Below are 12,223 nucleotides of genomic sequence, written 5' to 3'. Positions count from 1 at the left end.
AGATAAATCGTAAAACCGCTTCGAAATAACCAACAATATCTACTAAGAGGGAAGAGGCATGAAATCTAGTATTATCTTGTCGACACATCGTCTCAAGGCTGTTGCACTGGCTAGCGTCCTAATGCTTCCAGCCGCACAAAGCGTATTAGCGGATGAGGTCGTTGAACAGATTGAGCTAGGTCTTGAGCTCTATCAAGAGCAAGAGTACGGCGCGGCAATTACCGAGTTGGAATTTGCCATTGAAGACATGCGCAAGATGATGTCAGGCCTGATTGCCCAAACGTTCCCTGATGCCCCCGAGGGTTGGACGGCACATGAAGCGTCCTCCGGTAGCGCAGGAGGGGGAGCCGCTGCCATGTTTGGCGCTGGTGGTACGTCGCTTGAGCGCACTTATCAACAAGATGACGGCGATGGTCAGATAACCGCGAGCATGATGCTTGATAGTCCGCTGATACAAAGCATGGGGGCAATGTTTAATAATCCGGCAATGATCGCCGCGCAGCCTAATATGGAGCGTGTTCGTTTGGGGCGTGAAGCGGCAGTGGTGAAGTGGGAACCTGAGCGCTCCCGTGCAGAAGTAACGTTATTACTCGATGGTCGAATTATGATGCAGGTGAAGGGGGAAAACCTGGAATCCCAGGATGTCGCTGTCGACCTAATGCGTGACTGGGATCTTGCTGCTGTGCGTGAGCAAAGCGCGCGTTAACATCGCCGCTCTGGGCGATTGAGTGAGGAGAGTTGAATGTTGAGCCTGCGTCCTTTGGCTTTTTGTGCTGCGTTGGGTGCCTGTGGTGTTGTCTTTGGCGGTGAAATGGCTGCGGAGCAACGACCGGAAGCAGCCGCTTCGCTGGAGGACGTCGCGACGGTTTTTATTCCAGAAGACATATGGCAGCGCCAGCAGGCGACGGCGCTAGAGCAGCAGCTGCGTGAGGCGCTAACCGATAATGACAGTATCTTCTTGGCCGACACTGGTATTGGTCCATTGAGCAAGGCGCTGCTGCTAGTGCTCAACGAAGAGCCTGTGATTCCACACGCTCGCTACCGGCTACGCTATGCTCAGGCCAATGTGACCCCCGAGTTGAGCTCGCCACTGATAGTTGAACTAGTCGAGATTTCGCGTTTTAACCTTGGGCCGTCGCGGCGCGCCGAGCTTATCGAGATATATGGCGAGAAGCAGGTGGCGCCTGCTACAGCGTTTGGTCAGGCGCCGGATGTTGCTTGGCGGTTAGTTACTCGACCTATTATGGGGCAGGTTGCAGGTCTCACTCATGCGGCTCGACGTGAGCTGTCACAACTGCGTGCTGATGACTGCTTCGGGATTTCTTGTCGTGACGTTGAGTCGCTCAACGAAGTAGTACGTGATTGGCCAGAATTCGAGCCGGTCGAGCCTCTGTTCGACCAGGGGCCGTTGGAGCTATCGGTGCTACAGGTAGGCCTAGAGAAGCTGGGCCTACGCGATGAGCAGGGTCACGCTGGCTGGCGTATCCCCGAGTGGCCGGAAAGTGTTGCAGCGGGGGAGCCCTTTATTGAGGTTTCTATAGAAAGGGGGCTGGGGCAGGACGACGCGTTAGACCTCGTCATTCACCACGACCAGTTGATGGATGACCATACCCGTGCGCTCTGGGAGCGGCTGATTATCCTCGGTGCAGGCAATACTGCGCTAATGCTCTCCACCAGTGATCAACAGCCCTGGCCGAGGCAGGGTCAGTAATCTGCTGAATTTTTTAATAAAAGAAGCAGTGCGCTAGCTATGCACTAAAGCGAACTCACCCCGTTTCAGCCAGCATAATAACCAGCAATAAAATCAGTGGCGCCGAATTAGGCAAGTGATTAAACAGGAGAAAAATAAATGATAAACCCACAACGATACGTGAGCGGCGCACTCCTACTGGGTGGGCTTATATGGGGTGCCGGGCACGCCGTTGCCGATGAGATCAGCGGCACGCTAGATGGAGAGTCTAAGGAGTGGCATGTCGTTACTCACTCGGAAGGTTCTACGGCTAATTTTTCTGAGCTGATGCCGGGCATGATGAATGTCACTGTCCAAGGGCATAGAGAACCACGATTTGAAACCCAGGGCACGCTTAGCATTAGCTTTATAGTGATGAATGGTGGCGCGGGTGATGCCTCAGTGAGCTATTTTCCTGAAAGTGGAATGTTGCCCCATTACGGCACAGAACAAGATGTGCCCATTGATATAGAGCTGCTGGATATCGATGGTGACACTGGCCGAGTAAAAGGGCGTGTTGCAACGTCGCTTGCCTATTTGGCGTCTATGTCAGACGACTATGATCACAGCAATACCATGGATATTGACGTGTCTTTTGATGCGACGTTGGTGCGTGAAGAGCATTAGCCTGCACTCACGTTATGAATGGTGTCATTGGCGGCTTCGACTAAGCCTACGTTAGCGTGGGCTTAGTGGCGTCTGGGTGCTCAATGGATACGTCGATCACGGATTAAATAGCTTAAAGGGTGAAGCACAATTAGCGCCACGATAAAGGCCGCGATTGCGGCGCCTGTCAAAGCCACCCAGTCAAAAACTGTCGCTACGTAATCCAGCTTAGAGTGAGTTAACCAGGGTACCCAAATGTAAGCTGTTAGCCCGACTAACACGGCTAATAATAGAGCAATCACACTATGGTGACGGGTGATTTGGTAACCACGTAGATAGGCAGAAAGATGGAGCACAACAATAATAACAATGCCCGCAACGATGAACCAAATATAAGGGGCTAGAGCGAACATTAAAATAGTAACGATGCCGGTAATCGTCATAGCGATGCTCCTTAGGCTTGTCCTGCTAGTACTGCGTAGTAGGCGGGCTGTAGCATGCGATCTTTCATTACCCATGTAACCCAAGATTCATCGGTAGGATCAATAAACGGGAAAGATGGCATAAAGGCGAAGTTGTCTTCATAGCCAAACTCCACCAGCATGGCCTTGCCAATGCCAGTAATCATTGGACACGAGGTGTAACCAGTATGGCGGGCGGGGAGAGGATTTCCTTGCATGACAGCAAGCAGGTTGGCTTCTACGACGGGTGCTTGGGCCTTAACGCTGGCGGCCGTTTTATTAATCGGTGCGCCGATCACATCGCCAATACCGAACACTTCGGGATAGCGGTTGTGCTGCATGGTGTAAATATCCACATCCAACCACTCCCCTCTGAAAGGACCCTCCTGTGCAATAAGTGCACTCTGTTTGATGAAGTCGTGGGCACTCATTGGTGGCACTACGTGAATAAAATCGTAATCCGCAACCACCGTTGGCTGACCTTCGCGCCTGAATTCAGCTTCGCGAAGCTGGTGATGCGAGGTAAATTCGCTCTCAGGGCCAATAAAGGTAAATTCAGCCTGCTTAGCCTGAGGGTCAATGGCAGAAAGGCGATAGTGATGACGACGGGTGACACCTTGTTCATCAAAACGCTGTTTAACAAATTCGTTGACCCAGGGCTGGGAAAAGAGACTGGTGCCAGGCGCCATATATTCCACATCGAAGGCGTCTCGTCGCCCAGATGCTTCTAGCCGACTTAATGTAGTAAACGTCATTTTCAACGGAGCGCCAGCGCACTTTACTGGTGTTGGGGCGGCCGTGAATATCCCTTTTCCCTGGCCGTGATCCAGCCATGTTTGAATGGCTTGGTTCGTTCGTATTGCGCCATCGAGGCTAGCATACACACTGCCAATCCCGTGCTGCCCTACCAATGTGGGTGACATACCTTCGATCAGGTGATAGTTGAGTTGAATGCCTGTGGCCACCACCAGGTAGTCGTAGACAAGCGTTGCACCATTGGCAAGAGCTACTCGCTTGTTGTCAGCATCAATACTAGCGGCGTATTCACGCACCCACTCTACTCCCCGTGGCACAAACTGAGCGTTAGGGCGCATGGTTTTATCGGGCTGCCAAACGCCTGATGCCACTAATGTCCAGCCTGGCTGATAATGATGCGTTTCGCGTGGTTCCACTAATGTGATCGTTCCGCCCTGCAGGCGTTTTGCCAAACGATTGGCCATTGCCATACCTGCGGCGCCACCACCCAGAATGACAATATGAGCCTGGGTTCTGAGCGGGGCAGCAGAGACGGTGCTGAGTGCAAAAAGGCTACTAACACCAAGACCCGTACCTACTTTTAGCAGCTCCCTGCGGCTGAACAACAAAGACTTATACATGGCGAACTCCAAGAGCAAAGACGGGTATGATTTTTAGTTATATTTTTATTACTGATAGTAGTCTTGTGCTCGGGAAGCGCCATTGACACTTCGTCGTAAGGCGCAACAAAGTAGCGATAACCCGTCACGATGGTTACGTTTTACCGCGTTTTTTTACTCGTTATCAGCTGCCATTTGCAGGGTTAAAAACGTTATTTATACGCGGCCAGCGTATATAAAAATTCTAGCCCCAACGTGGCTGCGGCGAGTGATGTGATATCGCCATGGTCGTAAGCAGGGTTTACTTCAACAACATCCATGCCTATTAACTGCATGCCTGCCATGCCGCGGATCACTTTTAGCATCAGGTCGGTAGACATGCCGCCACATACCGGTGTCCCAGTGCCTGGCGCGTAGGCAGGGTCTAAGCCATCAATGTCCAGGCTGATATAAGCCGGATGATGGCCAACACGGGCACGAATGCGTTCCAGTACGGCGGCAGGGCCGTGATCATTTACCCAGTCTGCATCCAGCACTTCATAAGGGTGGTTATGGCGGTCATAGCTGGTGCGAATGCCAATTTGCAGCGAGTGTTCCGGCACTACCAAGCCCTCTTTTAAGGCATGGTGGAAAATAGTGCCATGGTCAAAACGCGTGCCTTGCTCGTAGGTGTCGGTGTGGGCATCAAAATGAATCAGTGCCAGTGGGCCATGCACCCGAGCATAAGCGCGTAGCAGGGGCAGGCTGATATAGTGGTCACCGCCCAGTGTCAGCATTTTTTTATCGGCTTTTAGCCACCGCAATGCGTGGGTCTCAAGGTTGTCGACTAGGCTTTCCGGCTCACCGTAGGCGTAGTCCAGATTGCCCGCGTCGCATACCCGCAGCCGCTCTTCCAGGGCGAAGTTCCAAGGCCAGCGTTTGCCTTCCCAGATCAGGTTAGCAGTGCTTTGACGAATGGCGTTTGGCCCCATGCGGGTGCCTGATCGTCCTGAGCATGCTAGATCAAAGGGCACACCACTCACCACGACCTCAGCATCGGTCGTTTTAGGATCGCTGGCCTTCGGCACGCCCATAAAGGTAGAAATAACATCACCAAACAGGCTTGGCATGATCTGAGATGGGGTCACCGAGCGGGTACTCCTATGGTGTGCAGTAGCAATAAAACCGGGGGATAGGGCTTGAAGTAGCGCGACGATAAGGAATTTTTAGCGATGAATGAAATGAATGTTTAGAATGAAACCATTCGTTGGATAAATAGTGAGGCGCTATGCGTTCGCTTCGTCATTTTGATTTGAATCTTCTGCTGGTATTTGAAGCGCTAATGCGTGAGCGTCACGTGACACGAGCAGCGGAAAAGCTGCATTTAAGCCAGCCCGCCCTGAGTCATGCGTTAAAACGGCTGCGGGACGCATTGGACGACCCATTATTAATACGTACCAACAATGGTCTGCAGCCAACGCCTCGTGCGCTGGCGCTGTTGCCAGTCGTGCAGCAGGCACTGGCCATGTTGCAGGAAGGCCTCGCCCCGCCGATCAACTTCTTACCCGCCACCAGCGAGCGGCATTTTACCCTGGCCACCACGGATTATTTTGAAGAGGTGATGTATCCGGCGTTTGTTAGCCAATTGCTGGCTTACGCGCCGGATATCAGCTTTTCCATTGAGCTGATCACTCCCAACGTACTGAGTGAAGGGCTGGAACAGCGCCAAGTGGATATGGTGGTCGGGTTGGATAGCCAAAGTGTGCTGCCCAGTGGTGTCATTCAGCATCTGTGGATGGATGAGGAGTTGGTTTGTTTGGCAGCAACTGACAATGATCGCGTAGGTGATGCACTGAATATTCAGCAGTTTGCCTGTGAGTCCCATGTGGCACTGTCTGATATCAGTGGGTTAAGACCCAGTAACATCGATAACTGTTTAGTGCAGCACGGCTTAAACCGCCGGGTGATTTCAAAGAATTTAAATTATATTGCGGCAGCGCGGGTCGTGGCGCTCACTGATGCGATCATGACGTTGCCACGCCAAATGGCCGAGCGATTTATCACCATGCTGCCAGTGCGGATCGTCGCGCCACCTAAAGAGTTACCTGCACTTAATATGACGCTGATTCAGCATGGGCTGTATGCTAACGACCCAGCCCTCATTTGGTTGACGCAATCGCTGATCGAATTCGCTAGCACCTTTAAGCAGAGCGCCGCTAAACAGTAGCCTCACCCCGCTTGGTGGTGGGAAATTGCTTTACTAAAGGCGGATGACTTGATCGAGATGACTTAGTAGAGTGTTATAAAAGACACCGTAAGCGGGATTTAGCTAAACCACAGGCAACCATAATAATGACAGCGACATATAAACTCCTGATTGCCGACGATCATCCCCTGGTACGCGATGCCATGGCGCGAGTGATCCGTGAAGCTTACGCAGATGCTGAGGTTATCGAGGTAGAAGACTTTGATGCAGCTCTCGCCCATGCCCAGCAAGATCCTGATCTTGATTTGATATTGCTAGATTTAAATATGCCCGGCATGAACGGGTTAACAGGGCTTTTGCAACTGCGTAATGAGCAGCCTACGATTCCAGTGGTGATCGTATCTGCGGAAGAGGATAAGCAGATTATTCTCCAGGCAGTCTCCTGTGGAGCGGCGGGGTTTATCACCAAATCACTGCCCCGTGATCAGATGCGCCACGCGATTGCCCAGGTGTTGGAAGGCAATATCTTTCTACCGGCTGATGCCATGCGCGCACCGGACAGTATCCGCAAGCGTCGCCATCAGGATCAGGGTTTTACCGCGGAACAACTGCGCCTGCTGACCCGCAAGCAGCTACAAGTGTTGGAGCATATGACACGCGGTGAATCTAACAAGATGATTGCCTACCACCTTAATATTGCGGAAACCACGGTGAAAGCCCACGTGTCAGCGATCTTGCGCAAGCTGGGGGTGACCAGCCGAGTACAGGCGATTTTATCCGCCAACGATATCGATTTTTCCCAGTTTCTCAATCGTTGACAAAATAATGGCCAGCGCTATCCAGCCAATGGGTTTGCCAGTGGCTCAAGGTGTTTATCTGGGAGAGTAAATTGGTAAGGGCCTGTGAATCGATGCGTTGTTCTCCGAGGCGATGCAGTGGCTGATGGGTACCTGCCAAGAGACTTTGCCACTGAAGAACCAGCGCCGCGAGTGGCGTTTCAGGCGGTGTTAGCGCTGGCAGTTGTGCCTGCAGAACGCTATCAGACTCTTGCCAGAGGGCGTCGGTGATCGACCGTAGCTTTTCCGCTATCCGTTTTTCCTCTCTCAGCTTCCTCCCTGCCGAGTCCGCGTTTTTGCTGACTTGCCCTGCATGACTAGCTTGCACGACATAGCCAAGTGAACAAGGCGCGCCGTCACCCCTGCGAACCGCCGCTACATAGCCCAAGTGATGGTCATAACGCGCCTGCTGAAAAAATGCTGCGCTGTGGTGCTGCTCCGCAAGTGCCAATAGTAATCGCTGGCTGGGAGTGCCCGGCAGGCTCAGTGTCCGCATGATGGCGGTACTGGTCGCTGGGCTAGCAGGGGGAGGCTGCTCAGCGCGTATTGCGACGCGGCTCGCCAGGTTTGCTAGCGCGTGGCAAACGGCAGCGGCGCCTGTGTTATGGGAAACCCATACCACAGGCTCGGCAGGCAGTGGTGTTAAGCGCTGTATCAACTGCTGAGCCAGCAGCCCTTGTTGAGCCTTAGAGGCAGCTAACACGGCGTCTTCCAACAGCGCCACCATAGCGTGGTTGGCTTGACTACCCATCGCTATCACCCAACTGCCGTGGGGCGAGTTCTCTTGCTTGAAGACAATCGCCTGAAGCGCCAGCCGCTGAGCGGTAAGCGGGCTGGGTACAATCACTGCGCCGGGCACAAAGCAGGCCGCCCAGGCGGTGGTGGCAAGTGCCGCGAAATCATCACTAACACCGTACTGACCGCACCAGCGCTGCACGGCAGGGCAAGGCGCTGGTTGTCTATCAAAAGCATCAAAAGCGGGTGATGAGGGCGATGGAGACGCGTTACCTAATAGCCAACGGGCATTGTTAGCGGCAAACGGGCTTGCGCCTGGCTGATGCTCAGGGGGCTGCGCAGTAAAGCGACGAGCTAGCGCTTGGTGGCGGGCGTGTGCAAACCAAGCCGGGGCTAACTGCACCGTATCAGCGGGTGGCTGCCAGTAGTTGCCATGATCGTTAGGTGTTGTTCCGGACAGGGTTGCGAAGAAGGCTGCTAAACGCTCACTTAGGTCAGCCGCAAGGGCTTTCATCTGCTCCTGCGTCGCAGTGCCGCTTAACATTAAGCTAAAGGCGTCTGTCGCTCCACTCGGGGACAGCGCTGCGTGGTAGTCGGTAATCGAGTCAGGTAACTGCTCCACTAGGAAGCCTTGATTTAACCGATCAGCAGTGTCGCCAAGGGCGGTAAGTTGATGACGAGCGACGGCCGAGGGCAGTGGCCACAGTAGCTCAACGGCGTTGCCCGTCCTGGCTATCTTCGCGTGGGGCAGGCGGTTCCAACGGGGCGTAATGGCAAGCGAAGGAGCGCTGGGGGTTGGTGGGCTAAACAGCGTTGCCATGCGTTTAATCAGCCGAGCCATCGTTTCCGTGTCCCAAGGGCTAATCAGGGCGATGCTAACGCGGCCGCTGTGGTAGTAGTCGCGATGAAACGCGGTGAGCGCCTCAAATAATAGCGCCATGTCGCTGCCTAGGGTTTGCGCGTTACCGTGACGGCAGCTAGCGCCGATATGTTGAGGGTCGCTGAGCGTGGCGATGGCCAACAGCCGTTGCATCGCCGAACTGTTCTGGCGGGCCTGCCACTCGGCATCGATGGCGGCGACTTCGGCACCAATGACGGATGGCGAAAACGCAGGCCTGGCGAGCTGGCTGGCAACCGTGAGCGCCGCGACTTCTAGTTTGTTTGCGGGTATCGAGAAATGTACATCGGTGACGTAGTCATCGGTATGGGCGTTCAGGCTGCCTTGGTGTTGGGCAAACCAAGTAAGCAGGCTGATGTTAGAAGATGCTTCCAGCGGCGCGGTAGTGAGCACGTGCTCGAGCAAATGAGCCAGCCCTGGCAGGGTGCGCGACTCATCCAGATAGCCCGCCGCAATGGCGATGCTAACGTGAGCGCGGGTTAAGTGGGGCGCCTGGGCCAGCGCTCCCTGTGCTCCGTTAGGCAGGGAAATAAAGGTTGGCTGGAAACGAAGCTTAGCCATTGAGCAGGCTGCGCAGCAGCGCGCGCAGTTTGCCGGGACGAACGGGTTTGTTTAACTGCGGCACGCCAGCATGGCGTAGTCGCCTTTGCCAGTGGTCAGAGCGGTCGGCGCTGAGAATAGCGGCTGGCAGGTGCGGGTCGTGCCAGTGCTGGCGAAGTTGGCGAATAGCCTCCAGGCCGGTCATATTGTCATCTAAGTGCAGGTCGACCAGCAGCATATCCGGTGCTTCCTGACAGGCTTTAGCGGTATCGACATCCAGGGCCGTATCGCAACTGATCTGCCATTCACTTAACAGCAGCGCCATGCCTTGCAAAATCGTTGGTTCATTATCCAGGATCAGCACGCGAAGCCCTTCAAACTCATCGCCAGCGGAGAGCGGCGCGCTGGGAGCGGGGGCTTGGCTAAAGGAAATAGCGCCGGCACGCGGCACCGTAACAGCAAAGCAGGAGCCTTGGCCGGGGGCAGAATGCACAGAGAGCGGATGTTCAAGGCGCTGGCTAATCCGTTCGACAATGGCAAGCCCCAGGCCAACGCCCTGGCGGTCCCGTGCACGGGTAGCGTTAAGTTGGTGAAATTCGCGAAAAATAAGCTGGTAGTCACTTTCGGGAATACCAATACCGCTATCGACAACCTGCACAGCCAGGCTGTCGTCGTTATGACGGCGGACACCAAGGCAGATGCCGCCGCGGTGGGTATAGCGGCAGGCGTTAGCAAGAAAGTTGCGCACAATGCGGCTGAGTAGATAAGGGTCGCTGGTTACCGCTTGATGAGAAGGCACGTAGCGCAGCGTTAGCCCCTTACGTTGCGCCACCGGGGAAAATTCATCCGCCAGACTGCTGAGGATATCGTCGATTTTAAAGTGGCGAAGTTGTGGCTGTACTTGGCCGTGATCCAGCCGTGAAATATCCAACAGATCGGAAAGAATTGCTTCGGCGCCTTCCAATGAGTTTTGCACACTCTCAATCAAAGACAGGTTCTCGCTGTCGGTCAGCCGTTCCTGTAGCGAGGCTACCAATAAGCGTGCAGCGTTCATGGGCTGTAGCAGGTCATGGCTAGCGGCGGCTAGGTAGCGGTCTTTACTTTGGTTAGCAAACTCTGCGGCATCGCGAGCGCTTCTAAGCTCCTCGTTGAGCCGTTCAAGCGCTTGGGTGCGGTCAACTACCCGGGCTTCCAAATGGGCGTTGAGGGTTTCTAAATGCTGGCGAGCGCGTTCACGCTCGGTAATATCCGCCACAAAGCCTTCGATCAGGTCTTCGTCCCCGGCAAGCTCGGCGGGCTTACGTATTAGGGTAATTGCCACGGGTACCTGATGCCCGGATGCGCCCTGCAGCCAGGTGGTTTGGCCGGTTACGTGGCCTTGCGCGAGCAGCAGGTCGCGCAGCTGTTGCCCTGTAGATGCGTTAACAAACAGCGCGTCAAAGCGCGCGCAGCGCTCAAGTGTATGCGCCACGCTACTGTCATCAAGCATGGCGGCAAGCGCCGGGTTAGCGGCGCGCAGTTTGCCGGATAGCGATGCCTGAAAAATACCGTGTAGCGCGTTTTCGAACAGCCATTTATAGCGGTTGCGCTCCACCTCAAGCTCTTCTAAGCGTACGGAAAGCTCGCGATAGTAGCTTTTACGCGCCGACTGCTGGCCAAGCCCAAGCAGGTCACTGACCGAAAAGCCCGAGGGATCGCTGGCTTTTTTCATAGTGCCTCTTCGTAAACCACCGCCACGTCTCTTGAGCTGGAACGGCGTGGATTAGTCAAGATGCAGGGATCACCCAGCGCATGGTTAGTGAGAAAAGGCACGTCGCTACGCGAGACGCCCATCACACCAAGGGTTCCGCCTAGGCCAACGGCATGTTTTAAGTCGACTAAGTACTGAAACAGGGCTTTTTTGATCTGCTGCTGCGACAACCCCCGACAGTCGATACCTACGGCCTCGGCAACCCGCTTAAAGCGGTCAGGGGCGGCTTCGTAGTTATAAGCCACCACGTGCTCTAGCAGCATGGCATTGCATAAGCCGTGGGGTAAATCCAGGAAGCCACCTAAACTATGGGACATCGCATGTACCGCGCCCAAAATGGCGTTTGAAAACGCCAGCCCTGCTTGCATACTGCCCAGCATTACCTGGGCACGCAGCTCGCCGTCGGCCGGGTTCGCCACCAGTGCTTCAAGATGGCTGCTGATTAAGCGCATGGCTTCTAAGGCATGGGCATCGGTGAGCGGGCCACTACCGGTTGAAACAAACGCTTCGATGGCATGCACTAGCGCATCGACCCCGGTACACGCGGTGAGATAGGGCGACATGGTCATGGTGACTTCTGGGTCGATCAGCGACACATCCGGCACCACGGCTTTGCTGATGATTGAGAATTTCATGCGTCGCTGTTGGTCGGAAATAATCGCAAACTGGGAAATATCCGCCGACGTGCCCGCAGTTGAGGGAATGAAAATTAGCGGCGGAATGGGCACGCTAATCGTATCCACACCTTCAAAATCAAGAATGTGGCCACCGTGGGCGGTGACGATGCCAATCCCTTTGGCGCAGTCCATGGGGCTGCCGCCGCCCACCGCCACAATTGCTTTGCAGCCGGTTTCACGGTAGACCTCGGCACCGGCCATAATCTCATCGACCCGCGGGTTAGGTGATACGGCGGTAAAGCGCTCAACGGCAATATTGGCTTCCAGCAGCTTGGCTTCAATATCGGCGACCCAACCCGCCAGCAGCACGCCGGGGTCGGAGACCAGGAGTACCTTTTCTGCCCCGAATGTCGTGGCGTAGTTACCCGCAGCGTGGCGCGCCCCGTCGCCAAAAATAATTTCAGGAGCGACAAACTTACGAAGTTGTGTGAGCGGCGAAGTCATGGGGCGG

At 54.7% G+C, this 12,223-nt stretch carries 11 protein-coding genes; 5 read left to right on the top strand and 6 right to left on the bottom strand.

Features of this window, described 5'->3' with window-relative positions; genetic code table 11:
* The first annotated feature begins 58 nt into the window (after nucleotides 1-58).
* The 3 genes from NDQ72_18295 to NDQ72_18285 all read left to right on the top strand — a co-directional run bounded on the left by NDQ72_18295 (nucleotide 59) and on the right by NDQ72_18285 (nucleotide 2,356).
* A complete protein-coding gene (locus tag NDQ72_18295; protein ID WKD27963.1) occupies nucleotides 59-706 on the top strand; it encodes a hypothetical protein in 648 nt (215 codons plus the stop codon).
* Between the two features lie 36 nt (nucleotides 707-742).
* On the top strand, nucleotides 743-1,711 hold the full coding sequence (locus NDQ72_18290) for a hypothetical protein (protein WKD27962.1): 969 nt from the start codon (nucleotides 743-745) through the stop codon (nucleotides 1,709-1,711).
* A gap of 138 nt (nucleotides 1,712-1,849) precedes the next feature.
* Entirely contained in the window at nucleotides 1,850-2,356 is a 507-nt protein-coding gene (locus NDQ72_18285) for a hypothetical protein (GenBank protein ID WKD27961.1), read from the top strand.
* 80 nt (nucleotides 2,357-2,436) lie between these two features.
* Here the strand turns inward: NDQ72_18285 and NDQ72_18280 are convergent, their stop codons facing one another.
* The 3 genes from NDQ72_18280 to speB form a co-directional block, all read right to left on the bottom strand.
* A complete protein-coding gene (locus NDQ72_18280) occupies nucleotides 2,437-2,778 on the bottom strand; it encodes a hypothetical protein (GenBank protein WKD27960.1) in 342 nt (113 codons plus the stop codon).
* Between the two features lie 11 nt (nucleotides 2,779-2,789).
* Nucleotides 2,790-4,172 carry an NAD(P)/FAD-dependent oxidoreductase gene (locus NDQ72_18275; protein WKD27959.1) on the bottom strand — a complete coding sequence of 461 codons (1,383 nt, stop codon included), beginning with the start codon at nucleotides 4,170-4,172 and terminating at the stop codon, nucleotides 2,790-2,792.
* 191 nt (nucleotides 4,173-4,363) lie between these two features.
* Entirely contained in the window at nucleotides 4,364-5,260 is an 897-nt protein-coding gene (gene speB, locus NDQ72_18270; protein WKD30441.1) for an agmatinase, read from the bottom strand.
* 158 nt (nucleotides 5,261-5,418) lie between these two features.
* On the opposite strand from speB, the gene NDQ72_18265 reads away from it, so the two are divergent.
* Nucleotides 5,419-6,357, top strand: coding sequence for a LysR family transcriptional regulator (locus tag NDQ72_18265; protein WKD27958.1), 939 nt, complete (start codon nucleotides 5,419-5,421; stop codon nucleotides 6,355-6,357).
* 125 nt (nucleotides 6,358-6,482) lie between these two features.
* A complete protein-coding gene (locus tag NDQ72_18260) occupies nucleotides 6,483-7,154 on the top strand; it encodes a response regulator transcription factor (GenBank protein ID WKD27957.1) in 672 nt (223 codons plus the stop codon).
* Here NDQ72_18260 and NDQ72_18255 read toward each other — a convergent pair.
* From NDQ72_18255 to NDQ72_18245, 3 genes are read right to left on the bottom strand one after another with little or no spacing between them, the layout of a single operon-like run.
* Nucleotides 7,144-9,366, bottom strand: coding sequence for an insulinase family protein (locus NDQ72_18255; GenBank protein ID WKD27956.1), 2,223 nt, complete (start codon nucleotides 9,364-9,366; stop codon nucleotides 7,144-7,146). The two genes, NDQ72_18260 and NDQ72_18255, sit on opposite strands and share 11 nt — an antisense overlap.
* Nucleotides 9,359-11,056, bottom strand: a complete 1,698-nt coding sequence (locus tag NDQ72_18250) for an ATP-binding protein (GenBank protein WKD27955.1) — start codon at nucleotides 11,054-11,056, stop codon at nucleotides 9,359-9,361. The genes NDQ72_18255 and NDQ72_18250 overlap by 8 nt, the downstream gene beginning before the upstream one ends.
* A complete protein-coding gene (locus NDQ72_18245; protein ID WKD27954.1) occupies nucleotides 11,053-12,216 on the bottom strand; it encodes an iron-containing alcohol dehydrogenase in 1,164 nt (387 codons plus the stop codon). Before NDQ72_18245 ends, NDQ72_18250 begins: the two co-directional genes overlap by 4 nt.
* Between the last annotated feature and the right edge of the window lie 7 nt (nucleotides 12,217-12,223).

The sequence above is a fragment of the Halomonas sp. KG2 genome, assembly GCA_030440445.1.
In the GTDB taxonomy this organism is placed as follows: Bacteria; Pseudomonadota; Gammaproteobacteria; order Pseudomonadales; family Halomonadaceae; genus Vreelandella.
The sequence above is the reverse complement of the archived record's forward strand: the minus strand, read 5'-3'. Positions and strand labels throughout refer to the sequence as shown.